Raw genomic sequence first — 22,481 nt, 5'->3', positions numbered from 1 at the left:
GAAGGACAATCGCTATGGAGATTTGTCCGGACGGAAGCCTTCTGGTGCGTGCCCCGCTCAGGGCTTCTGTGAAAGAGATCAGACAGTTTGTCTGTTCGCATGAAGGCTGGGTCATAAAACAAAGAAACCGCATGAAAAAGGAGACGGATAAACTCCGTGAGGCAGAGAAGCATCCTCTTTCACCGGAGGATATCCGGCATCTGGCGGATCAGGCGCTCCGGGAGCTGCCGCCCAGGATTGCCGCATATGCCGGGCAGATGGGAGTAACCTATGGAAGAGTAACGATCCGGAATCAGAAGACACTGTGGGGAAGCTGTTCGTCGAAGGGAAATCTGAATTTTAACTGTCTGCTTATGCTTGCCCCCAGGGAAGTGCAGGATTATGTTATTGTACACGAATTGAGCCACAGAAAAGAGATGAATCACTCTCCGAAATTCTGGGAGGAGGTGGAAAAGGTGCTGCCGGACTATAAAAGGCGCCGGAACTGGCTGCGGGAAAACGGCAGCGCGGTCATCCGGCGCATGACAGCTGGATGTGCGGTTAGCTGACAGATCTGACCGAGGCAGGGACATGACGGCAGTGCAGGCGCAGGACGAAACATGCGCCATGCCGTTACATTCCGTCAGTCATCATCCTCGGAAAAATCATCCTCCTGCTTTTTGAATTTTTTGGTCAGGTTGGGAAGCTGTACATCCGCCTTGGTCTGCATCTCAAAAAGGCGGTACGAGGACATCTGTCGGTCGGCCTTGAACTTTTTTCCGTCTCTTGTGCGCAGGATCATACTGTCGGATTCGGTAGAGGCTTTATCCCCCTTTGTGACGCGCTTGACGCTGCGTATGTTGGAAAAGGAAGTCTCAAAGGAATCCCCGAAAACGGGGTAGACGGATATTTTCTGCTCATTTACGACAATTCTGAAACGGAAGTATTTGCGTATGAAATAGCCGAATAAAAAGGCCGTAACAATACCGACAGCAAACTCCAGAACCAGAAGCAGGGCCTTTGCCGTATCGCTTTTTCCGGTCCCGTACCATCCGAGGCCGTAATCCAGGACCAGTCCAACCAGAAGCAGAAGGGCAGCCCGGCCTGCGTTAGACGCGGGATAGCGCAGGACATAATGCCCCACGGCGCTTTTTATCTGGCGCTCCTCTTTTTTTATCCCGCCGGAAAGTGCCATGATCAGCATGACCAGGGCAATCACGAGGGTCAGGACGATTCCCCCCCATTGGGTAAGCTGCGTTAATATTTCTTCCATTAAATATTCTCCTCCTTTTCAGACGGCACCTTCAGCCGCTCTTCTATCCTCATATTTTCATTCCAAACCGGCGGTTCGTCAAGGGGCATCTGCTGCCGGGAAGCATCCGCGTGCCCGAAAACAAGGGCAGAAATCAATGCCTGGCCACCCTGGCGGCATCGAGAAGCAGCTGCGCATCCGAAAATGCGGAAAAAAAGCGAAAGCTTCCGCATCTGGCGACTTGCACGAAAGCGTTTGTGGTATTCTGTCGGATTATTACAAAAAAAGAAAAAATCAAGGTTTTTTTCAGGAAGATATGGAAATCCTTCGAAAAGAATGCTATAATCCATAATGCTGAAACGAAACGTTTCACTTAGGCGTAAATTTGGTGCTTTTCACTGTATATGTATTTCTCAGCTTATATGGAGGTGTAATAATGGCAGACGAAAGAAAACTCGTCGGAGGGCATCCGGTCATCGGTATCCGCCCCGTTATCGACGGCCGCAAGGGGCCGCTGGATGTTCGCGGATCTCTGGAAGAGCAGACTATGGGAATGGCCAGAAGGGCAAAAAAACTCTATGAGGATAACCTGACCTATGCGGATGGGACGCCGGTCAAGGTTGTTATTTCCAACTGGACCATCGGCGGTGTACGTGAAGCTGCTCTTTGCGCAGAACAGTTTAAAAAAGAAGGAGTAGACATTACTCTTTCTGTCACACCCTGCTGGTGCTACGGCTCGGAGACCATGGATATGGATCCCACAACAATCAAGGGTGTCTGGGGACTGAACGCGACAGAGAGACCCGGAGCTGTATATCTGGCGTCTGTTCTGGCCACTCATGCGCAGAAGGGAATTCCGGCATTCGGCATGTATGGACGGGATGTTCAGGACGCAGATGACGATACCATTCCGGAGGATGTAACGGAAATGCTCCTCCGTTTCGGACGTGCGGCAGTGGCGGCTGCTTCTCTGCGCGGTCTGAGTTATCTGCAGATTGGTTCTGTTACCATGGGTATCGGAGGATCCATTATTGATCCGGATTTCATTGAATCTTATCTGGGCATGCGCATGGAATCTGTTGACGAAGTGGAGATCCTTCGCCGTATGGATGAAGGCATTTATGATAAAGATGAGTTTGAGAGAGCGCTGAAGTGGACTAAGGAATACTGCAAGGAAGGCTGGGATAAAAATCCCGACTGGATTCAGAAATCCCGTGAAGTTAAGGATGAGCAGTGGGAGTTCACGGTTAAGATGTATATCATCATCAAGGACCTGATGCGCGGAAACGCAAGACTTGCGGATGAAAAGGCGACAGCCGGCGGACAGAAGTTTGAGGAGGAGGCTCTCGGACATAACGCGGTTGCCGGCGGATTCCAGGGACAGAGACAGTGGACGGACCACTGGCCGAACTGCGACTATCCGGAGGCATTTCTTTCCACATCGTTTGATTATGACGGGGCAAGGGAGCCGTATGTTCTGGCGACAGAAAATGACTGCCTGAACGGTCTTTGCATGCTGTTTGAGAAGCAGCTGACAGGACGTGCAGCGCTGTTTTCTGATGTACGTACTTACTGGAGCGGAAAATCCGTCAAGAGGGTTACCGGATATGAGATCGAAGGCCATGCGAAGGATGCTGACGGTTTCCTGCATCTGATCAACTCCGGTGCTTCTGCACTGGATTATTCTGGTGTCTGCAAGGACGAGAACGGACAGCCTGCAGTAAAACCGTGGTGGAAGCTGACAGAGCAGGATCAAAAGGATATGGCGGCAGCTACCGAGTGGATGCCGGCGGACAACGGATATTTCCGCGGAGGCGGTTATTCCTCCAGATTCCTTACGAACGTAGAAATGCCTGTGACCATGGTTCGTCTGAATCTGGTTAAAGGTCTTGGACCCTTCCTGCAGATCGCGGAAGGTTGGACGGTTGCCCTTCCGGATGAGGTGACAGATACTATTTGGAAGAGAACGGATTATACATGGCCGTGTACCTGGTTTGCACCCCGTGTTGATCATGTACCGGGATCTGCGTTTGAGGATGCCTATACCGTAATGAGAAACTGGGGCGCAAACCATGGCGCAATTGTTTACGGACATATTGGCGCGGATCTGATTACCTTTGCGTCTATGCTTCGTATTCCGGTAGCTATGCATAATGTACCGGATGAGAAGATTTACCGCCCGGCAGCATGGAACGCGTTCGGAACAAAGGACAAAGAGGCGGCAGACTACAGGGCATGCGCAACTTACGGTCCATTGTACAAGGCATACAAATAATGGCGTCAGGGTCAGGAGGACATAAACCGGTCATGTCTGCATGAACCGGGGTATGACCCTGGAACCCGCCTGAACATGAACATGCAGAGATTTTCCTGATAAAATCAGAAGAGCCCGGACAGGCAGTCGGATAGACTGTATGTCCGGGCTTTTTCCGACAGAAAACAGCCGACGGCGAAAAACCGCACCGATGCAGAGCCGCGCTGGAATGCCGGGAAATAAAAAATGCCGGCAGAGCCGGCAGGAAGGCTTTATTTCACAACGCCCTTCTGAAGCATGATGTTGGCATACAGAGCCTGTTCTCCGGATGCGATGATGCAGTAAACAGTTTTCGTCTGTTCATAGAACTCGAAGCGCTCATAATAGCCGATGGCGTTCGCGCCTCTTTCGTCATGCTTGGCAATAATCTTTTTGTACTCGTCCCAGATGGGGGTTTCCACATTGTCGCCGGGCATAACCTCCATCAGATGTACCGGCTTGTCTACATACGGATCCAGCGGGAACACCTCCAGGATGGCATCCAGCAGCTCCGGTACGCCGTGACCGTCAGCGCGGATAATTACAGCATCCTTGCCCATGGTGGGGACAGGGAAATTGCCGTCACCGATGACAAGACGGTCACTGTGCCCCATCTCACAGAGAACCTTCAGAAGCTCCGGGGATAAAATTTTAGGAATTCCATTTAACATGGCAATATTGCTCCTTTCTATCGTGTCAATTCGATAGAGTTATTGTAACGTTTACCTGCTTCAGATGCAAGAGAAACGTTTCGCTTTAGATAAAATTCCCAAAAGAGTGATATCTGTTTATTTCTTGCCCGGATCAGAGGACTCTGATTTGTTTTGACCGTAGGTGAGGGTATCCTGAACTCCGGGGTCGGGTTCCGGCTCGGATGGGGAAGGGTCTGCGGCTGTTTCTTTTTCCTCATGGTGCGGAAGGGCTTTTCCGCGGACGTTTTTTGCCGCCAGAAGGATGGCGTACAGCAGGACCGGGACGGCAATGGTGCAGAAAACAGAGCCCATCAGAAGCCCCCTGGCTGCGGGACTTTTCATGAGGGCGAATACCATGGTGGAGCCATACATGCCAAGAAGGAGAATAATTCCGATCAGGGCCAGAATACGGGCGCGTCTGGGTGTTTTTTTCATAAACGTAACTTCCTTTATACTGACAGGTTTTCCGGCGTCCCGCTGAAGGGGACACAGCCCGGCACTCTTCTGCCTGCCGGATACGGAAGAAAACCGTTCCGGAAACAGTGCCTCCGGCTGCATATCCAGTATAGCATACGGGGACAGCGATGCGTCAAAAGATACACAAAGGAGATTCCTGGATTTTATAAAAAATTCACAGGACGCGAATTGCATTTAATAATGAAAAGAAGTAAAGTAGGATTAGTTTTTTCCGGGGAGGTGCAGGCATAATGAAAAAATTCGGGGATGGCGGCAACCGTTTCGGCAATGATATATATGGGGTGGATGAGCTGGAGCACTTCATTCTCAGTGCATCGTTTATTATGGTGCTGATTTCTGTTTTTATCAGAAGCTATGTGCTGTCGGTTATCATTGCTGTCGTTCTGGTTTACGGGATTTTCCGTATTTTTTCCAGGAATCACGAGGCGAGACAGACGGAAAACGCAAAATATCTGGAGTTCTGTGACCGTGTGAAGAGCGTTTTCCATGGCGGGGCAAAGGCCGCGGAGGATGAGGAACATGTCTATTTCCGCTGCCCCCACTGCCACCAGCTGGTCCGCGTTCCGAAGGGAAAGGGCAGGATTTCCATTCACTGTCCGAAGTGCCACACAGATTTTGAGCGCCGCACCTGAGGCGTCCGCGTAAAGGAGGGCAGCTATGTTCGGATATATTAGGACAGACCCAAAAGAGCTCAAGGGAAAAGATCTGGATACCTACCGGGCTTTTTACTGCGGGGTCTGCCGGGATCTGAAGGCTGCCGGTCATGAAAAGGCAAGGCTCACACTTACCTATGACATGGTATTTCTTGCTGTGCTGCTGACGGGGCTTTATGAAGCGCCGGATCAGACAGAGGATGTGTTCTGCGGGCTCCATCCCCTGAAGAAGCAGGCGGTTATCCGCAATTCTTACACGGCATACGCGGCGGATATGAATCTTCTGCTGTCCTATCATAATCTGGAGGACGACTGGCTGGATGACAGGAATGCACTCGGTCTGGCTGCCTCCCGGCTTCTCAGAAAAGAATATCTGGAGACCGCGGCAAAATATCCCCGGCAGGTGAAAGCCATCCGGAGATATCTCCGGAATCTGCACAGGGCGGAAGAGGAAAGAAACCCTTCCATAGACCGCGCGGCTTCGCTGACCGGATATCTGCTGGGAGAGATTTTTGTCTGTCAGGAGGACGTCTGGCAGGAGGAGCTTCGTTCCATGGGGTTGTACCTGGGGCGATTCATTTATCTTATGGATGCCTGGGAGGATAGGGAGAAGGACCGGAAATCGGGCGATTACAACCCGTTTCTGCTTCAGAAGGAGCCTGTTACGGAGGAAGAAGCCTTCCGGATTCTGACAGAAGCCGCGGCGTCTGCGGCGAGGGCTTTTGAAAAACTGCCTGTTCTGGAGCATGTAGACATCCTGAGAAATATCATGTATTCTGGTATCTGGGCCAGATACCGGGCAGAAAAAGCGGATAAAGAAAAGAAGACAGGAAAGAAATAAGATCAGATGAGAGATCCATACAGCGTGCTCGGTGTTTCGAGAGACGCAAGTGATGAAGAAGTGAAGAAGGCCTACCGCCGTCTCAGCCGGAAATATCATCCGGATGCCAATATCAACAATCCGAACAAGGACAAGGCGGAGGAAATGTTCAAGCTGGTTCAGCAGGCATACAAGCAGATTATGGACGAGCGTTCCAGGGGGTACTCCGGTTCCGATGCCGGTTTCGGCGGCTTTGGAGGCGAGGAACAGGGCGATTACGGGGATCCCGAAATGCAGGCCGCGGCCAATTTTATTAATTCGCGGCACTATCAGGAGGCGATGCGGGTTCTGGACGGCATACGGACAAGAACCGGAACCTGGTATTACCTGCACGCCGCGGCGAACGCGGGTCTTGGCAATACCGTCCAGGCCAGAGAGGACGCAAAGAAAGCCTGCGACATGGAGCCGCAGAACTATCAGTTTGAGCTTCTGTATCAGCAGCTGAACGGAGCCTCCGGCTGGTATGGAGAAATGGGAAGAGGGTATGGATATGATACGCCGTGCCAGGAAAACAGTTCCGGAAGAACAGCGGCGGAGTGCTGCGGGATTCTCGCGCTGTGCAACTGCTGCCTGTTTCCGTTTGGCGGGGTCATCTGCTGCTGAAAGACAGAAGGAGAAATGACATGACGGATTACGATGAGAAACTGTGGGTCCAGCAGTTTAAAAGAGAAATGGACCGTGGAAAAAGAAGAGAAATTCTGGAGCAGGCGATTGCCTCGGAGGGTATGTCACCGGAGAACGAGCTGAGGAAAAAACTTCTGGATGCCAGATATACCTCTCAGAACGATGCGCCGGTGGACTTTTTTATCCGCGGATGGATGACCATGTCTTTCCTGAACAATTCCGGCCACGCTCTTTTTGGAAAAAGAAAAGTACAGAAGGATCTGGATTCCATCCGGAAGGACTGGAAATTCAGCCTGGCGGAGGAATACGGAGAAACCGGGCGGCAGGTTCTTCAGGACGAGCTCTATAACATGTGCCGGCTGTACATCAGCCTCTGCCAGAATGATAAGCAGTACGGATCCTTCATTCTGGGACTGGGCAGGGTGAGCAAAGAGTCTCTGGTGAATAAAATATCCAGAGACCTGTTCCAGGTGGCCTATGCCATTCCGGAAGACCTGGGGGTGGAGGAGGAATTTTCTATTTTTACCCAGGCCGCGACAGACGCGTTCCGGGATTACTTTCCGGAGAGCGAAGGTCTGCTGATGGACCGGGTGAATAACAGAAAAAAATGAAGAGGGGGGTTTATGGAACCAGATAATAACAACCGGAACCAGCAGGGTCCCGGAAATAACAGACGGCAGACCTTCTGGGTCATCACCATCTGTCTGATTATCAGCCTGATGCTGTTCAGCGTGTTCGGCGACATGATGAACCGCACAACCTCCAAAACAATCACCTACGACCAGTTTCTGGAGATGGTGGAAAAGGATCAGATTTCAAAGGTCGAGCTTGAGGATGAGAAGCTTATCATAACACCGAAGGACGCGTATCAGTCCGGCATGACAATGACGTATTCCACCACGCTGGTGGGAGATGAAAACGGACTGAATGATGTCCTGAAGGGAACCGGTATTGAGTATTCCAAGAAGGCGCCGAATGTGGCCGCCTCGGTTGCTTCCGCTGTTCTCAGTATTGTGCTTCCGCTGGTGATCCTTCTGGTCGGATGGAATATCATCATGCGGTATATGAACAAGGGCGGCGGCATGATGGGAATCGGCCGAAGCAAGGCAAGAAACTATGTGCAGAAGGACACGGGGGTAACCTTTGCGGATGTGGCCGGAGAAGAGGAGGCCAAGGAATCTCTGCAGGAATGTGTGGATTTCCTCCACAATCCGGCGAAGTACGTGCAGATCGGGGCAAAGCTTCCCAAGGGCGCGCTCCTGGTCGGCCCGCCGGGAACCGGAAAGACGCTTCTGGCCAAGGCTGTCGCCGGAGAGGCGCATGTGCCCTTTTTCTCCCTCTCCGGGTCGGAGTTTGTGGAAATGTTTGTCGGCGTCGGAGCTTCCCGGGTCAGGGATCTTTTTGACGAGGCCAAAAAGGCGGCTCCCTGCATTATTTTTATCGATGAGATTGACGCGATCGGAAAGACCAGGGATTCCCATTACGGCGGGAATGATGAGAGAGAACAGACGCTGAACCAGCTTCTGGCGGAAATGGACGGCTTTGACAGTTCCAAGGGACTGCTGATTCTGGGAGCAACGAACCGTCCCGAAGTTTTGGACCCCGCGCTTCTGCGGCCGGGACGTTTTGACCGCCGGGTCATCGTGGACCGCCCGGATCTGAAGGGACGTGTCAATATCCTGAAGGTTCACGCAAAGAAGGTACGTCTGGACGAGACGGTTAATTTCGAAGAGATCGCCCTGGCGACCTCCGGGGCAGTAGGATCGGATCTTGCCAACATGGTAAATGAAGCCGCGATTCTCGCGGTGAAGCATAACCGGGCCGCGGTTTCTCAGAAGGATCTGCTGGAGGCGGTAGAGGTCGTTCTGGTGGGAATGGAGAAGAAGGACCGCGTGCTCAGCAAGGAAGAGCGGAAGATTGTCGCCTATCATGAGGTCGGGCACGCACTTGCCGCCGCCTGCCAGAAGAATTCCGAGCCGGTTCAGAAAATTACCATTGTCCCGCGGACTATGGGCGCCCTGGGCTATACCATGCAGGTCCCGGAGGAGGAAAAATATCTGAACAGCAAAAAAGAGCTGGAATCCCAGATTGTCGTGCTGCTGGCCGGCAGGGCGGCAGAGGATATCGAATTCGGCGATGTAACCACCGGCGCGTCCAATGATATAGAGCGTGCGACTAAACTGGTCCGCGCCATGATCACCCAGTACGGAATGTCCGACAGGTTCGGCCTGATGGGGCTCGCGGAGGTAGAGAGTCAGTATCTGGGCGGAAAAGCCTATCTGAACTGCGGAGACGAGACGGCCACCGAGATTGACCATGAAGTGATGAAAGCCCTGAAGGCTGCCTATGGGCAGGCCAGGCAGATACTTCTTGACAATAAGGACGCCCTGGACCGCATCGCGGGCTACCTGATTATCCAGGAGACCATTACCGGAAAGGAATTTATGCAGATCTTCCGCACCGTGCAGCGGGAGAGGACGGCGCAGACAGAGCTGCCGGAGCAGTGATTACCGAAAAGGAGCAAAGCAGCATGACAGCTCCAGAAGACAAAAATCCGGAGAACAGCCGGGAGAAAGAAATACAGCAGACGCAGCAGGCCGGGGAGGGCAAAACTGTCACATCCACCGGCTTTGTTATCGAGGATGAGCTGAAAAAGCTGCCGACGCGGCCGGGCGTGTACCTGATGCACGGGCAGCGGGATGAAATCATCTATGTCGGCAAGGCTGTCAACCTGCGGAACCGGGTAAAACAGTATTTTCAGAAGAGCAGGAAAAAGCGTCTGAAAATCTACACCATGCTTCCGCAGGTTACACGGTTTGAGTATATTGTTACAGATACAGAGGTGGAAGCCCTTGTACTGGAATGTAATCTGATCAAGGAATACAGGCCGAAATATAACACGATGCTGATGGATGACAAGGCGTATCCCTTTATCCGCGTCACCGTTCAGGAAACCTATCCCAGAGTTTTGTACGCGCACAGAATGAAAAAGGATAAATCGCTCTATTTCGGCCCCTATCCGGACGCGGGCGCGGCGAAGGAGACGATTGACCTGGTCCGGAAGCTGTACCAGATCCGGAACTGCAGCCACAGGCTGCCGGAGGAACAGGGGAAAAACAGACCCTGTCTTTATTATCACATCCATCAATGCCAGGCCCCCTGTCAGGGGTGGATTTCCCCGGAAGAGTACCGTAAAAAGATTCAGGAAGCCTGTGATTTTCTGAACGGCAGGACAGAAGGAATCCTGCCCCGGCTGCAGGCGGATATGAAAAAAGCCGCGGAGGAGATGCGGTTTGAGGAAGCCGCTGCCCTGCGGGACATGATCCAGAGTGTGAGTAAGGTGCAGGAACGTCAGAAAATGTCCAGTTCCAACGGGGAGGACACCGATGTTCTTGCCCTGGCGGCGGACGGCGAGGATGCCATTGCGCAGGTGTTTTTTGTGCGTGACGGGCGGCTGATCGGTCGCGACCATTTTTACCTGAAGGCAGCGGACAGCGAGGATAAGGCGGAAATCCTGCAGTCCTTCATCCAGCAGTTTTATTCCGGAACGCCGTTTATTCCGCATAACCTGATGCTCTCGGAAGAAATCCGGGAACCGGAGGTGATCGAGGACTGGCTCTCGGAGAAAAAGGGAAAGCGGGTGCGCATCCGTGTCCCGCGGAAGGGAAGCAAAGAAAAGCTGATGGAGCTTGCCATGCGGAACGCGGAAATCCTGCTCTCGCAGGATAAAGACCGAATGAAGCGGGAGGCGGCGAAGACGATCGGCGCAGTCGGGGAGATCGGGGCCTGGCTGGGAATGGAAGCCCCGGAGAGGATCGAATCTTATGATATTTCCAACATCAGCGGTTATCAGAGCGTAGGTTCCATGGTTGTTTATGAGCAAGGCAGGCCCAAAAAGGCGGATTACAGGAAATTCCGTATCAAATCCGTGGAAGGCCCCAATGATTATGCCAGCATGGAGGAGGTTTTGACCAGGAGGTTCCGGCGCGGCCTGGACGAGGACGCCGGTTTTGACCGTCTGCCGGACCTGATCCTGATGGACGGCGGGAAGGGGCAGGTGAATGTGGCCGAAAAGGTTCTGGGAGAGCTGGGGCTGTCTGTCCCGGTTGCCGGAATGGTTAAGGATGACAGACACCGCACACGTGGTTTATACTATAGCAATAAAGAAATTCCCATCCGGACGGATTCCGAGGGATTTCACCTGTTGACCAGGATTCAGGATGAGACCCACCGTTTTGCCATTGAGTATCACCGGATGCTCCGCGGGAAGGAACAGGTGCATTCGGTGCTGGATGATATCCCCGGCATCGGGAAGAGCAGGCGGAAGGAACTGATGCGGAACTACCCGAACCTGGATGCCATCCGGAAGGCGGATGTGGATGAGCTTGCGGCGCTGCCTTCTATGAACCGCAGGGCCGCGGAGAGTGTACTGGATTTTCTGAATAAGACCTGAAGAGATCACTTCTTTTTCAGGAGGCAGAAGAGAAGGACAGCTCAGGAGAAAACCGGTTCGTGCCGGATGGGAAGGTACGCGGAGGAAGCATGGAAGTTACAAGATACAGGCGGCAGCGGAAGGAGGAAAAATGACGAACAAGTACATTACGCTGGAAACGCTTCAGAGGGAAATGGATCTGAAAAATCTGACGCCGGATATCCGGATGGATGTGAACAAGATTACCGTTCCGGAGATTAACAGGCCTGCACTGCAGCTGACCGGTTATTACGAGCATTTTGCCAATGAACGTGTGCAGATCATCGGGTATGTGGAGTTTTCCTGGCTGCAGCATCTGGATGAAAAGACACGTGCTTCTGCCTATGAAAAATTCCTCTCGCACGGGGTTCCCTGTGTGATTTTTACGACATCCATGCAGCCGGGAAAGGATCTCCTGGATCTGGCTCACAAATACCAGGTTCCGACCTTTGCGACGGAGCGGACAACTTCGGATTTTTCCGCGGAAATTATCCGCTGGATGAATGTCCAGCTGGCACCGACCATTTCCATACACGGAGTTCTGGTCGATGTGTTCGGCGAGGGAGTACTGATTATGGGCGAGAGCGGCATCGGGAAAAGCGAGGCCGCGCTGGAGCTGATCAAGAGGGGACATCGTCTGATTACGGATGACGTGGTTCAGATCAGCCGTGTCAGTGATGTCACGCTGGTGGGGACATCCCCGGACATCACCCGCCATTTTATCGAGCTCCGCGGTATCGGGATCATCGATGTCAAGACATTGTTCGGTGTTGAGAGTGTAGAAAAGACCCATTCCATTGATCTGGTGATCAAGCTGGAGGAGTGGGATAAGGATAAGGTTTACGACCGCCTCGGCCTGGAGGAGGAGTACACGGAGTTTCTGGGGAACCGGGTCGTCTGTCATTCACTGCCTATCCGTCCCGGCCGTAATCTGGCTGTTATTGTAGAGACGGCCGCTGTTAACCACAGACAGAAAAAGATGGGCTACAACGCCGCGCAGGAGCTGTACCGGAGAGTACAGGAAAATCTTTCGAAAAAGCGCTCCGCTTCTGAAGATTCTGCCGGACCCGGAGAGAACTGAGGCGTCCGCCGCAAAGCGGGAGGCCTGGCAGATGCGCAGCAGTGAAGGAGGAAACTATGGATTTAGGAAAAGCAGGTGTGATAGCGGAGGGAGAAGCGCTGGAGTCCTCGGCGCCGCGGGTCGGCTACCGGGTCGTGGTGGTGCTTTTAAGGGCGCTCCTTATTGCCTTTCTGAGCTTTATCATCCTCGGAATATGCATGGCGGCAGGAGCTTACAGGGGAATCATCGATGATACGCCTGAAATTTCGGACGCCAATATCATGCCCATGGGCTTTGCTTCCTTTATATATGACAAGGACGGAAACGAAGTCCGCAAACTGAATTCCGTGAACGGAAACCGTGTTTCCGTATCTCTGGACGATATCCCCCTGAATATGCAGCATGCCATTGTCGCCATCGAGGACTCCCGTTTCTACGAGCACAACGGGGTAGACCCGCATGGAATGATCCGTGCGGTCATCGTCGCCCTCAGCTCCGGTTTTTCCCGGTCTGAGGGAGCCAGTACCATTACACAGCAGCTGCTGAAGAACAACGTCTTTACCGACTGGATGACAGAGACAAAAATCCAGCGGATTGAGAGAAAGATTCAGGAGCAGTATCTGGCTGTGGAACTGGAAAAGTCCCTGCGGGAGGCGGGGGAGGATCCCAAGGCGGTTATTCTGGAAAATTACCTGAACACGGTAAACTTCGGGAACGGGGCCTATGGTGTCCAGACCGCCGCCCAGACCTATTTCGGTAAGAATGCCAAGGATCTTACCCTCTCCGAGTGTGCGGTCCTGGCTGCCATCCCGCAGAATCCCAGCCAGTTTAATCCCATCCTTTATCCGGAAGAGAATGCCTCCCGTATGCACACGGTTCTGGAGTATATGCTGGAACAGAATTACATTACCCAGGATGAATACGATGAGGCCATGAGCGATAATGTCTATGACCGTATCAAGGAAAATTCGGCTTCTGTTTCCACGGAGGAAGAGGTCTATTCTTATTTTGTCGATGAACTGATTTCCCAGGTGAAGCAGGATCTGATGGCGCAGAAGGGTTATACAGAGGCCCAGGCGAACAGTGCCATTTACAGCGGCGGTCTGAAAATTTACTCCACCGAGGATCCGGAGGTACAGTCTGTCATGGAAGACGAGTTTACCAATCCGGATAATTTCCCGGAGGGCTCGGAGGTCGGGCTGGACTGGGCGCTCACCGTGGACAAGGCGGACGGATCCAGGGTGAACTACAGCCGGGAAATGCTGCAGACCTATTTCCAGGAACAGGGAGACGAGAATTTTGATCTGAATTTCAGCTCGCAGGAGGAAGCCCAGAGCTATGTGGACCAGTACAAGGCGGCGGTTGTCGGCGAGGGGGATACGATTGTCGCAGAGCGGATCAGCTTTGTTCCGGAGCCGCAGGCATGTATGACCGTGATTGACCAGTCAACCGGAGAGGTAAGGGGCATTGTGGGCGGCCGCGGAGAAAAGACCGGAAGCCTTACCCTGGACCGCGCGACGGATTCGGAGCGGCAGCCCGGATCGACCTTTAAGATCCTGTCCACGTACGGGCCGGCCCTGGAGCGTGGAGAGATTACGCTTGCCACGACAGAGACGGACGACCAGTTTAATTACAGCGACGGGCAGGAGGTCAAAAACGCGGACAATACCCATCACGGCACCATGACGGTCCGCAAGGCCATCGAGACGTCCAATAACGTCATAGCAGCCAAGCTGATTACGCAGATTACACCGGAGGTCGGCTACGATTACCTGACAAGGCTGGGAATTACCACCCTGGACAGCGACAAGGATACGACGCAGTCTCTCGCCCTCGGCGGTATTACAAACGGCGTGTCGAACCTGGAGCTTACGGCGGCCTATGCGGCGGTCGCCAACAAAGGCGTATACAATAAGCCGGTGTTTTACACGAAGGTGACGGACCGCAGCGGCAATGTTCTTCTGGAGAGTGCATCCTCCGGAACCAAGGTGTTTAAGGAATCCACCGCGTATCTGCTTACCAGCGCTATGGAAGATGTCATGAAGTCGGGGACCGGGACACAGTTCCAGCTGGATGATTCTTCTATCGCGGTGGCGGGAAAGACCGGGACGACGGATTCTTATAAGGATCTGGTCTTTGTAGGATATACGCCGTACTATACCTGCGGAATCTGGACCGGATATGATACAAACGAGGAACTTTCCGAGAACGAGAGACAGTACATCAATACTCTCTGGACGAACGTGATGAACCGGATCCACGAGGGCAAGGCTGCCAAAAACTTCTCTGTTCCGGACAGCGTGGAAGAAGTCAGCATCTGCTCGCAGAGCGGGCTTCTGGCGGGAACCGGGTGTCCGGTGACGACAGAGTATTTTGCGGAAGGGACGGCACCGACAACGGTCTGCACGCAGCACATCCCGACGCCCGTTCCGACGGTGGCGCCGACGGTAACTCCGGAAGTAACGCAGGAGGCTTCCGAGGGGGCCGATGCAGGCACCGGAACCTACGGCGGCACGGACGGCACCGGGGATACCGGAGGAAATATCTGGCAGACCATTCAGAATCTGTTTGGCGGAGGAGATACCTCCGGCACGGATACGGAGACCGGGCAGTAACGGCGGGATGGCCGGAAGTCTGCCGCTGCCGGGGAGAGCGCCGCAGAACCTGATGATGAAAGCCTTACAGAGCGGAATAAGCGGAATATGGAAGCATACAGAGCAGTTTACAGAGGCGGGGACGGCAGATACGAAGAGAAAAAGTCCGTATTTCTGTCGTCGGTCCGTCCGGTAAAAACAGAAGAAGAGGCTGCGGCCCTGATAGAGTCTGTCCGGAAAAAATACTGGGACGCCAGACATACGTGCTGGGCCTATTCGGTGGGCACCAAGCATCCGGTGCTCCGGGCTTCGGACGACGGGGAGCCGCAGGGTACGGCCGGAAGGCCGATTCTGGACGTGCTGGACGGGGCAGGGCTGAGAAACGCCGTTATTACCGTCACCCGGTACTTCGGAGGAATTCTTCTGGGCACCGGAGGTCTGGTCCGGGCGTACACGGCAGCGGCCTCGGACGGTCTGAAGAACAGCATTCTGGCGGATAAGATTTACGGCTGCCGGGTCATGCTGGTCACCGACTACAACGGAGTCGGGAAGCTGCAGTATTTTCTCGCGCAGAATAAAATCCCCGTCCTCGGTGCGGAATATGCGGAGAATGTCCGCACCGAGGTGATTCTTCCTGCAGGGCAGGAGAAAAGCCTCACGGCAGAGCTTGCAGAGCTGACTGCCGGCCGCGGGAGGGCGGAGATTATCAGTTATACCTGGTATATGCAGGCGGACGGTAAGATTATTCCGGAGGAATGATCAGATCCGTTCCGGTTCCGGATAATCCGTGCCGAAGGTTTCCACTGTGATAGAGCGGATTTTCTGCTCCTCCACAGGGCGGTCCATAAAGTCCGTCCGAACAGAGGCAATTTTATCTACCACATCGCCTCCCTCGGTTATTTTGCCGAAGGCAGCGTACTGGCCGTCCAGGTAAGGGGCGGCTTTGTGCATGATGAAGAACTGGCTTCCGGCGGAATCCGGGTCCATTGCCCTTGCCATGGAGAGCACGCCCTCTGTGTGGGAAAGGTCATTGTGGAACCCGTTGGATATAAATTCTCCTTTGATGGAATACCCCGGTCCCCCGGTTCCGTTTCCATCCGGGTCGCCGCCCTGGATCATAAAACCGGAAATGACTCTGTGGAAAATCAGTCCGTCATAAAAACCGCGCGAGACCAGGGAGATAAAGTTATTGACGGTATTGGGTGCCTTGTCCGGATACAGTTCGGCTTTCATGACGTCGCCGTTCTCCATTGTAATCGTTACTACAGGATTAGACATCTGTTTACAGCTCCTTTCGTTTGATGGCGTTCATTATAACAGATATGCAGGGAAAGAGACAGGAAAAAATGATAAAGGAAACCAGCAGTCCGGAGGAAACCTTTGCCTTTGCCAGAAGTCTGGGAGAAAAGGCCGAGGCCGGACAGATTTACACACTGAACGGGGATCTGGGAGCGGGGAAAACCGTATTCGCCCAGGGCATGGCCGCAGGACTGGGAATTACCGATCCGGTCACAAGCCCGACCTTTACGATCGTCCAGGAGTACGCCGGAGGACGGCTGCCGCTCTACCACTTCGATGTCTACCGGATTGAAGAGCCGGAAGAAATGGAAGAGGTCGGATTTGACGACTACCTCTTTGGAGACGGCGTCTGCCTGATTGAGTGGGCGGGGCAGGTGCAGGAGCTTCTGCCGGAGAACATTATTGCTGTGACCATTACAAAAAATCCGGAGAAGGGATTTTCCTACCGGAAGATTGAACTGGAAGGACTTTCAGAATGAGATTGCTTGCGCTGGACAGCTCGGGGCTGGTTGCCTCTGCAGCTGTTCTTGAGAACGACGGACTGCTTGCGGAGTACTCCGTGAACTACAAAAAAACACATTCACAGACCTTGCTGCCCATGCTCGATGAGGTCATGCGGATGCTTGGAATTCCCAAAGACGGACTGGATGCCATCGCTATCGCAAAGGGGCCGGGATCCTTTACGGGGCTGCGGATCGGCGCGGCCACGGCAAAGGGTCTTGGGCTTGCGCTGCAGATTCCGATCATTCCGGTTGAGACTGTGGACGCTCTCGCGTATAATTTATATGATGTGGAGGGACTGGTCTGCCCCATGATGGACGCGCGCAGGGCACAGGTATATACCGGGATTTACTGTTTCCGGGATCACATGCTCCAGGTACTCCGTCCGCAGAAGCCGAAAGCGGCCGAAGAGATCGTGCAGGAACTGAACCAGATGGGAAAACCGGTGACGGTTCTCGGCGACGGTGCGGATGTCTGCGGGGACATGCTGCAAAGACAGCTGCGGGTGCCCTGGTCGATGGCTCCCGCCCACCTGTGCAGGCAGAGGGCCGGTGCCGTGGGAGCCCTGGCGATGGAGCGCCTCTGCGGGAGCACAGAGGGGAGAAGACAGGGCAGGATCCTGCATCCGGAATTGCTGACAGATCCGGATTCCTTTGCCCCGGAGTATCTGAGAAAGTCCCAGGCGGAGAGGGAGAGAGAGGCCAGGATGCATGCCGGACAGGAAAGCGGCCCGGAGGAAAAAACGGCCGGTCCTGTTTCTCCGGAGAGGGGCGGCGGGAAGTGAGTCCGATAAGAATCCGCCCCATGGCGGAAAGGGATCTGGACCAGGTAGCGCTCCTGGAGCAGAAAAATTTTTCCAGGCCATGGAGCAGGAAGAGTTTCCTGGAGATGCTTTCTTCCGGAGATGCCCTGTTTCTGGTTGCGGTTCCGGAAGAAGACACGGACCGCATCCTGGGATACTGCGGGCTCCTGCAGTCCCTGGACACCGGGGACATTACCAATGTTTCCGTCGATCCGGAACAGAGGGGGAAGCGGATCGGCACGTTCCTTCTGGAAGAACTGATCCACAGAAGCACACAGCTCGGAGTGAGGAAAATATTCCTGGAGGTGCGCAGGGGAAATGCTCCGGCAAACCGCCTGTATGAGGCGCACGGATTCCGTCAGGTAGGGATCCGGAAACAATATTATGCAGACCCGGTGGAGGATGCCAGGGTACTGTGCAGAGACGAGGAGGAAGAAAACTGATGTTTACCCCGGAATTTGACTTGTTTATGGCTGTGCTTCTGGGCGTCCTGGCCGTTGTATTTTTTATGGGAAAAGGGAGAGGAATCCTGGATGCCTTTTCAGGCAAATATAAGGATAAGAAAAGAGATCCTGTAGAGGAGCGGAAATACCAGACGGCGATCGGCATTTTTCTGGTTGTCCTCGGAGTGGCGGAGCTGCTTATGGCCTTTATCCGGCATCCTTATATGGGGATTGTATCCGTCGCGATTTCTGTCGCCGACCTGATCTATATTATGATTTATATCCGGAAACACTAAGAGACGTATTCGTATTCCGGCGCCCCGGCGGGGTGTGAAAGCTTGTTTTGACGTGAGGGAAGAATCATGAATTTTTTAACACCGCAGATTGTACAGACAGCGTTGGAGGTGGGACTGATTTACGGACTGGTCGCGCTCTCCCTGTTTATCAGCTTCAGTATCCTGGATATCTGTGACCTGTCCACGGACGGCTGTTATACACTGGGATGCGCGGTCGGCGCCGTCGTCACGATTGCGGGACATCCGGTACTTGCCCTGTTTGCCTCGGTCGCGGCAGGCATCTGTTCGGGCTATATTACCGCCCTTCTGCAGACGAAATTCGGTGTCCAGAGCATCCTGGCCGGCATTATCGTAAACACAGGCCTGTACACCATTAACCTGGCGGTTATGGGCTTTTCCTCCAATCTGCCTATTTTCGGGACAGACACGGTATTTACGCTGGTAAAGGGAATCAGCGGGGCAGCCTGGTGGCAGGAGTGGAGCAGCCTTATTTTTCTGGCGCTGATCCTGGCGCTGGTTGTTCTTTTTATCAAGTGGTTTCTGGGAACACGGCTGGGGCTTTCGATCCGTGCAACCGGAGACAGCCCGGCCATGGTCCGGGCATCATCAATTAATCCGCAGTTCACCGTAACGGTCGGCCTGTGTTTTGCCAATGCCATGACAGGGCTGGCCGGTTCGCTGATCGGACAGTACAATAAGACCTCAGATATTAACCTGGGTACCGGGATGGTTACCATCGCGCTGGCCTCTCTGATTATCGGCGAGACCATTTCCAGAAAAAGCGGCAATATGCTCTGGAGGATCTCCTGCGTGGTTCTGGGATCCTGCCTGTACCGGTTTATCATTTCGATTGCCCTCCGGCTGAAGGTGCCGACAGAGGCCTTCAAGCTGGTATCCGCGATTATCGTTGCGATCGCCTGTGCGGCGCCTGCGGCAAAGGATCAGATCGCGCTGCAGCGGAAAAAGGCCGCGGCCATGCGGGAACACAGGAAGATGGCGGAAGAGGAGGCAAAATAACGATGCTCAGACTGCTGCACCTTTCAAAGGTTTTTAACAGAGGGACGGTAAATGAAAAGGTCGCGCTGGACGATCTCTCTCTGGAACTGAAGGACGGAGATTTTGCCACGATTGTCGGATCAAACGGGGCGGGAAAATCCACGATGTTCAATGCGATTGCCGGAAGCTTCTTCGTGGACAGGGGCATGATTGAGCTGGACGGCCAGGACATTACCTTCGTCCCGGAGCATGTCCGCAGCCGTTTTATCGGCCGGCTTTTCCAGGATCCGCTGATGGGAACCGCCCCGCATATGACAATCGAAGAGAACCTGGCGGTGGCCTATCTGCGGGCGTCTACCAGGAGACACGATGTTTTCAGCCGGGTGACGAAGAAGGAAAAAGAGCTGTTCCGGGAACAGCTGGCTCTGCTACACATGGGCCTGGAGGACCGGATGAAAAACCCGGTCGGGCTTCTTTCCGGCGGGCAGAGGCAGGCACTCACCCTGCTCATGGCCACTGTGGTTACGCCGAAGCTGCTGCTTCTGGACGAGCACACGGCCGCTCTGGATCCGGCGACAGCGGAAAAGGTTCTGGATCTGACGAAAAAAATCGTAAAAGAGCGGAAGATCACCTGCCTGATGGTCACGCATAACATGAGCCAGGCGCTGGAGCTGGGAAACCGTACGCTGATGATGAGCGGCGGCAAGGTGGTCTTCAGCGCAGAGGGGAAGGAAAGAGAGGGGATGACCGTGGATGACCTTCTGGAGAAATTCACGCAGGGCTCCGGTTCTGCCCTGGACAATGACCGGATCCTCCTCTCGACGGAGCAGGGCATTTGACAGACAGGGCATTTCTATTTATATTGCTGTATAGTCCGGCTTCCGGACAAAAGCACAGAAGTTTTTTTTATGGAGACAATAAATAGGAGCATGGAGTGACGCGCAGGCGGCGCGGGAGAGTGTATGAATATCTATAATCTGTTTGCATTGTGTGGAGGGCTTGCGTTTTTTCTCTTTGGAATGAATGTCATGTCCAATTATCTGGAGAAAATGGCCGGCGGACGTCTGGAGTCTATCCTGAAAAAAATGACCTCCAGCAAATGGAAAAGTCTTGTATTGGGCGCGGTAGTAACGATTGCTATCCAGTCTTCATCTGCGCTTACGGTTATGCTGGTAGGCCTGGTCAATTCCGGTATCATGGAAATCGAGCAGACCGTCTGTGTGATTATGGGATCGGATTTCGGCACAACACTGACCGCCTGGATCCTTTCCCTCTCTGGCATTCAGTCGGATAATTTCTTTATCTCCATGCTGAAGCCGGAGAACTTTTCCCCGATTGTCGCGCTGGTCGGCGTGATTATGATCATGGCGGGAAAGTCCCAGAAAAAGAAAGACATCGGTACCATTCTCTGCGGTTTCGCGGTGCTGATGTACGGCATGACCATCATGTCCAATGCGGTTTCTCCGTTGGCAGAGATGCCGCAGTTCCAGAAAATTCTTATCGCTTTTGATAATCCGATCATCGGAGTTCTGATCGGGACGGCTTTTACCGGCATTATTCAGTCCTCCGCAGCCTCCATCGGCGTGCTGCAGGCTCTCTCCCTTACCGGTTCCATCAGCGTAGGTATGGCCATACCGCTGGTTATGGGCGCCAATATCGGCACCTGTGTGACGGCAATCCTTTCCGGCATCGGGGTAAGCCGCAAGGCAAAACGGGTGCCTGCGATCCATATTGGAATCAAGATTATCGGAACGGTGGTCTGGCTGGTTCTTTATTTTATTCTTCGCTACCTGGTTCGTATGCCTTTCTTTGAAAGTACGATATCATCACTGGGAATCGCTGTTTTTCATTCGGTATTTAATGTCGGCACCATTTTATTCCTGCTTCCGTTTTCCGGGAAGCTGGTCGCCATGGCGGAAAAGCTGGTTCCCCTGCGGGAAGAGGACGAGCAGTCGCCGCAGGTGCTGCTGGACGAGAGACTTCTGCTTTCTCCGGGGCTGGCGGTTCGTCAGTGCAGGGAAAAAACCAGAGAGATGGCCAGCCTTGCCAGGGATTCCTTTCATCAGGCGATGACTCTTTTTGAGGAGTACAGTCAGGAGTCGGCGGAGAAAATTTCAGTCATGGAAGAACGGCTGGATTATCTGGAGGATGAACTGGATACCTTCCTGATCCGTCTTTCCAGCCGGGAGCTGGCTGACGATGACAATAATGCCGTTTCCGAGATGCTGCACAGCATCAATGATTTTGAGCGGATCGGCGATCACGCCATTAACATGACCAAGCTGGCGCAGGAGATGCATGCGAAAAAGCTGAAATTCTCGGCGGAAGCAGAGGCAGAGCTTGTTGTCCTGAGAAATGCGCTGGAAGAGATCCTGATCATGACGGTGGATTCCTTTGCCAGGGATGACGATACAGAGGCGGATAAGGTCGAACCGCTGGAAGAGGTGATTGACGATCTGACAAAGGAAATCAAGAACCACCATGTGGATCGTCTCCAGGCCGGTATCTGCCGCCCGGAACTGGGAATTCTGCTGACGGATTACCTGACAAACTGCGAGAGAGTCAGCGACCACTGCTCCAATGTGGCCGTATGCATCATCCAGACCCGGAATTCCTCTTTTGAGACGCACAGTTATCTGAACGAGCTGAAAAACGGAAACGAGCCGGAGTTTGTGGATGAGTTTGAGTCCTTCCGGGAAAAATACCAGCTTCCCGCCTATGTTCCGCCGAAAAAGAAAAAGAAAAAAGGCGTGGATAAGGACTCCGGAAAGGGCGACAGGAAGAAAAAGAAAATCCAGGAAAAGAGCGCCGTATCCGCTGCAGAACCAGTCGCGAGAAAGGAAAAGGCAGCACTGAAAAAACAGGGGATCCTATGAGCGGGGCCGGTCTGATCCGCCGGAGGTATATCTTCTCCGGGGAGGTGCAGGGAGTCGGCTTTCGTTATCGTGCCAGGGTATTTGCCGAAGAACTCGGCGTAACCGGCTGGGTGGAGAACCAGTGGGACGGAACCGTTGTCATGGAGGCGCAGGGCACCTGGGAGCAGCTGTACCGATTGATCCGGGAGCTGCAGGAAGCCCGCTTTATCGAGATCAGCCGGATCGAGAAAAAAACGATTTCGGTACAGGAACACGAATATTATTTTGAAGTCAGATAAGCCGCGGAATTGTCC

General features: G+C 53.6%; 24 protein-coding genes. 19 read left to right on the top strand and 5 right to left on the bottom strand.

All coding sequences use genetic code 11. The annotated features are described in order from the left end of the window. The first annotated feature begins 14 nt into the window (after positions 1 to 14). Positions 15 to 548, top strand: a complete 534-nt coding sequence (locus FYJ60_RS05990) for a M48 family metallopeptidase (protein WP_235903342.1) — start codon at positions 15 to 17, stop codon at positions 546 to 548. 74 nt (positions 549 to 622) lie between these two features. Here FYJ60_RS05990 and FYJ60_RS05985 read toward each other — a convergent pair whose 3' ends face one another. Beyond that, positions 623 to 1,252: a hypothetical protein gene (locus tag FYJ60_RS05985; RefSeq protein ID WP_154457759.1), complete on the bottom strand. Its 630-nt coding sequence runs from the start codon at positions 1,250 to 1,252 to the stop codon at positions 623 to 625. Further along, positions 1,252 to 1,581 (bottom strand): hypothetical protein, encoded by a 330-nt coding sequence (locus FYJ60_RS05980; RefSeq protein WP_154457758.1) that lies wholly within the window; start codon positions 1,579 to 1,581, stop codon positions 1,252 to 1,254. The genes FYJ60_RS05985 and FYJ60_RS05980 overlap by 1 nt, the downstream gene beginning before the upstream one ends. Positions 1,582 to 1,667: 86 nt before the next feature. On the opposite strand from FYJ60_RS05980, the gene FYJ60_RS05975 reads away from it, so the two are divergent. Next, positions 1,668 to 3,506: an L-fucose isomerase gene (locus FYJ60_RS05975; RefSeq protein WP_154457757.1), complete on the top strand. Its 1,839-nt coding sequence runs from the start codon at positions 1,668 to 1,670 to the stop codon at positions 3,504 to 3,506. 251 nt (positions 3,507 to 3,757) lie between these two features. Here the strand turns inward: FYJ60_RS05975 and FYJ60_RS05970 are convergent, their stop codons facing one another. After that, positions 3,758 to 4,195: an RbsD/FucU family protein gene (locus FYJ60_RS05970; RefSeq protein ID WP_154457756.1), complete on the bottom strand. Its 438-nt coding sequence runs from the start codon at positions 4,193 to 4,195 to the stop codon at positions 3,758 to 3,760. A gap of 117 nt (positions 4,196 to 4,312) precedes the next feature. Beyond that, entirely contained in the window at positions 4,313 to 4,651 is a 339-nt protein-coding gene (locus tag FYJ60_RS05965) for a hypothetical protein (RefSeq protein WP_154457755.1), read from the bottom strand. Between the two features lie 272 nt (positions 4,652 to 4,923). On the opposite strand from FYJ60_RS05965, the gene FYJ60_RS05960 reads away from it, so the two are divergent. From FYJ60_RS05960 to FYJ60_RS05920, 9 genes are all read left to right on the top strand, one after another. Next, complete coding sequence (locus FYJ60_RS05960; RefSeq protein ID WP_154457754.1) at positions 4,924 to 5,325, top strand: hypothetical protein; 402 nt, start codon at positions 4,924 to 4,926, stop codon at positions 5,323 to 5,325. Between the two features lie 25 nt (positions 5,326 to 5,350). Further along, positions 5,351 to 6,187 carry a DUF5685 family protein gene (locus tag FYJ60_RS05955; protein ID WP_154457753.1) on the top strand — a complete coding sequence of 279 codons (837 nt, stop codon included), beginning with the start codon at positions 5,351 to 5,353 and terminating at the stop codon, positions 6,185 to 6,187. Between the two features lie 6 nt (positions 6,188 to 6,193). Next, the gene (locus tag FYJ60_RS05950; RefSeq protein ID WP_154457752.1) at positions 6,194 to 6,829 is read left to right on the top strand and encodes a J domain-containing protein; all 636 of its coding nucleotides are present in this window, start codon (positions 6,194 to 6,196) and stop codon (positions 6,827 to 6,829) included. A gap of 20 nt (positions 6,830 to 6,849) precedes the next feature. Further along, entirely contained in the window at positions 6,850 to 7,461 is a 612-nt protein-coding gene (locus FYJ60_RS05945) for a DUF6553 family protein (RefSeq protein WP_154457751.1), read from the top strand. 12 nt (positions 7,462 to 7,473) lie between these two features. Then, positions 7,474 to 9,357, top strand: a complete 1,884-nt coding sequence (gene ftsH, locus FYJ60_RS05940) for an ATP-dependent zinc metalloprotease FtsH (protein WP_154457750.1) — start codon at positions 7,474 to 7,476, stop codon at positions 9,355 to 9,357. A 23-nt stretch (positions 9,358 to 9,380) separates the two neighbouring features. Further along, entirely contained in the window at positions 9,381 to 11,303 is a 1,923-nt protein-coding gene (uvrC, locus tag FYJ60_RS05935; protein WP_154457749.1) for an excinuclease ABC subunit UvrC, read from the top strand. 130 nt (positions 11,304 to 11,433) lie between these two features. Beyond that, complete coding sequence (gene hprK, locus FYJ60_RS05930; RefSeq protein ID WP_154457748.1) at positions 11,434 to 12,402, top strand: HPr(Ser) kinase/phosphatase; 969 nt, start codon at positions 11,434 to 11,436, stop codon at positions 12,400 to 12,402. 56 nt (positions 12,403 to 12,458) lie between these two features. After that, positions 12,459 to 14,996 carry a transglycosylase domain-containing protein gene (locus FYJ60_RS05925; protein ID WP_154457747.1) on the top strand — a complete coding sequence of 846 codons (2,538 nt, stop codon included), beginning with the start codon at positions 12,459 to 12,461 and terminating at the stop codon, positions 14,994 to 14,996. A gap of 87 nt (positions 14,997 to 15,083) precedes the next feature. Beyond that, entirely contained in the window at positions 15,084 to 15,734 is a 651-nt protein-coding gene (locus FYJ60_RS05920; RefSeq protein ID WP_154457746.1) for an IMPACT family protein, read from the top strand. Here the strand turns inward: FYJ60_RS05920 and FYJ60_RS05915 are convergent, their stop codons facing one another. Continuing rightward, a complete protein-coding gene (locus FYJ60_RS05915; RefSeq protein WP_154457745.1) occupies positions 15,735 to 16,253 on the bottom strand; it encodes a peptidylprolyl isomerase in 519 nt (172 codons plus the stop codon). Positions 16,254 to 16,321: 68 nt separating this feature from the next. Between FYJ60_RS05915 and tsaE the strand changes: the two genes are divergently transcribed. The 8 genes from tsaE (at position 16,322) to FYJ60_RS05875 (ending at position 22,466) form a co-directional block, all read left to right on the top strand. Continuing rightward, positions 16,322 to 16,753 carry a tRNA (adenosine(37)-N6)-threonylcarbamoyltransferase complex ATPase subunit type 1 TsaE gene (gene tsaE / locus FYJ60_RS05910; protein ID WP_154457744.1) on the top strand — a complete coding sequence of 144 codons (432 nt, stop codon included), beginning with the start codon at positions 16,322 to 16,324 and terminating at the stop codon, positions 16,751 to 16,753. Next, positions 16,750 to 17,559 carry a tRNA (adenosine(37)-N6)-threonylcarbamoyltransferase complex dimerization subunit type 1 TsaB gene (gene tsaB / locus FYJ60_RS05905; RefSeq protein WP_154457743.1) on the top strand — a complete coding sequence of 270 codons (810 nt, stop codon included), beginning with the start codon at positions 16,750 to 16,752 and terminating at the stop codon, positions 17,557 to 17,559. Before tsaE ends, tsaB begins: the two co-directional genes overlap by 4 nt. Continuing rightward, a complete protein-coding gene (gene rimI / locus FYJ60_RS05900) occupies positions 17,556 to 18,020 on the top strand; it encodes a ribosomal protein S18-alanine N-acetyltransferase (protein WP_330579128.1) in 465 nt (154 codons plus the stop codon). The genes tsaB and rimI overlap by 4 nt, the downstream gene beginning before the upstream one ends. Further along, positions 18,020 to 18,316, top strand: coding sequence for a DUF3784 domain-containing protein (locus tag FYJ60_RS05895; RefSeq protein WP_154457742.1), 297 nt, complete (start codon positions 18,020 to 18,022; stop codon positions 18,314 to 18,316). The genes rimI and FYJ60_RS05895 overlap by 1 nt, the downstream gene beginning before the upstream one ends. A 63-nt stretch (positions 18,317 to 18,379) precedes the next feature. Next, on the top strand, positions 18,380 to 19,333 hold the full coding sequence (locus tag FYJ60_RS05890) for an ABC transporter permease (protein WP_334296179.1): 954 nt from the start codon (positions 18,380 to 18,382) through the stop codon (positions 19,331 to 19,333). A 2-nt stretch (positions 19,334 to 19,335) separates the two neighbouring features. After that, entirely contained in the window at positions 19,336 to 20,151 is an 816-nt protein-coding gene (locus FYJ60_RS05885) for an ABC transporter ATP-binding protein (RefSeq protein WP_154457740.1), read from the top strand. 123 nt (positions 20,152 to 20,274) lie between these two features. Then, entirely contained in the window at positions 20,275 to 22,188 is a 1,914-nt protein-coding gene (locus FYJ60_RS05880) for a Na/Pi cotransporter family protein (protein WP_154457739.1), read from the top strand. Next, a complete protein-coding gene (locus FYJ60_RS05875) occupies positions 22,185 to 22,466 on the top strand; it encodes an acylphosphatase (RefSeq protein WP_154457738.1) in 282 nt (93 codons plus the stop codon). The genes FYJ60_RS05880 and FYJ60_RS05875 overlap by 4 nt, the downstream gene beginning before the upstream one ends. Positions 22,467 to 22,481: the final 15 nt, after the last annotated feature.

The sequence above is a fragment of the Bilifractor porci genome, assembly GCF_009696005.1.
Lineage (GTDB): Bacteria > Bacillota > Clostridia > Lachnospirales > Lachnospiraceae > Bilifractor > Bilifractor porci.
Note: the sequence above shows the minus strand (reverse complement) of the source record. Positions and strands in the feature narration are given on the sequence as shown.

Coding starts and splice junctions, on each gene's coding strand:
- FYJ60_RS05990 (WP_235903342.1), top strand. CDS start 15: ATGGAGATTTGTCCGGACGGAAGCCTTCTGGTGCGTGCCCCGCTCAGG.
- FYJ60_RS05985 (WP_154457759.1), bottom strand. CDS start 1,252: ATGGAAGAAATATTAACGCAGCTTACCCAATGGGGGGGAATCGTCCTG.
- FYJ60_RS05980 (WP_154457758.1), bottom strand. CDS start 1,581: ATGGATTATAGCATTCTTTTCGAAGGATTTCCATATCTTCCTGAAAAA.
- FYJ60_RS05975 (WP_154457757.1), top strand. CDS start 1,668: ATGGCAGACGAAAGAAAACTCGTCGGAGGGCATCCGGTCATCGGTATC.
- FYJ60_RS05970 (WP_154457756.1), bottom strand. CDS start 4,195: ATGTTAAATGGAATTCCTAAAATTTTATCCCCGGAGCTTCTGAAGGTT.
- FYJ60_RS05965 (WP_154457755.1), bottom strand. CDS start 4,651: ATGAAAAAAACACCCAGACGCGCCCGTATTCTGGCCCTGATCGGAATT.
- FYJ60_RS05960 (WP_154457754.1), top strand. CDS start 4,924: ATGAAAAAATTCGGGGATGGCGGCAACCGTTTCGGCAATGATATATAT.
- FYJ60_RS05955 (WP_154457753.1), top strand. CDS start 5,351: ATGTTCGGATATATTAGGACAGACCCAAAAGAGCTCAAGGGAAAAGAT.
- FYJ60_RS05950 (WP_154457752.1), top strand. CDS start 6,194: ATGAGAGATCCATACAGCGTGCTCGGTGTTTCGAGAGACGCAAGTGAT.
- FYJ60_RS05945 (WP_154457751.1), top strand. CDS start 6,850: ATGACGGATTACGATGAGAAACTGTGGGTCCAGCAGTTTAAAAGAGAA.
- ftsH (WP_154457750.1), top strand. CDS start 7,474: ATGGAACCAGATAATAACAACCGGAACCAGCAGGGTCCCGGAAATAAC.
- uvrC (WP_154457749.1), top strand. CDS start 9,381: ATGACAGCTCCAGAAGACAAAAATCCGGAGAACAGCCGGGAGAAAGAA.
- hprK (WP_154457748.1), top strand. CDS start 11,434: ATGACGAACAAGTACATTACGCTGGAAACGCTTCAGAGGGAAATGGAT.
- FYJ60_RS05925 (WP_154457747.1), top strand. CDS start 12,459: ATGGATTTAGGAAAAGCAGGTGTGATAGCGGAGGGAGAAGCGCTGGAG.
- FYJ60_RS05920 (WP_154457746.1), top strand. CDS start 15,084: ATGGAAGCATACAGAGCAGTTTACAGAGGCGGGGACGGCAGATACGAA.
- FYJ60_RS05915 (WP_154457745.1), bottom strand. CDS start 16,253: ATGTCTAATCCTGTAGTAACGATTACAATGGAGAACGGCGACGTCATG.
- tsaE (WP_154457744.1), top strand. CDS start 16,322: ATGATAAAGGAAACCAGCAGTCCGGAGGAAACCTTTGCCTTTGCCAGA.
- tsaB (WP_154457743.1), top strand. CDS start 16,750: ATGAGATTGCTTGCGCTGGACAGCTCGGGGCTGGTTGCCTCTGCAGCT.
- FYJ60_RS05895 (WP_154457742.1), top strand. CDS start 18,020: ATGTTTACCCCGGAATTTGACTTGTTTATGGCTGTGCTTCTGGGCGTC.
- FYJ60_RS05885 (WP_154457740.1), top strand. CDS start 19,336: ATGCTCAGACTGCTGCACCTTTCAAAGGTTTTTAACAGAGGGACGGTA.
- FYJ60_RS05880 (WP_154457739.1), top strand. CDS start 20,275: ATGAATATCTATAATCTGTTTGCATTGTGTGGAGGGCTTGCGTTTTTT.
- FYJ60_RS05875 (WP_154457738.1), top strand. CDS start 22,185: ATGAGCGGGGCCGGTCTGATCCGCCGGAGGTATATCTTCTCCGGGGAG.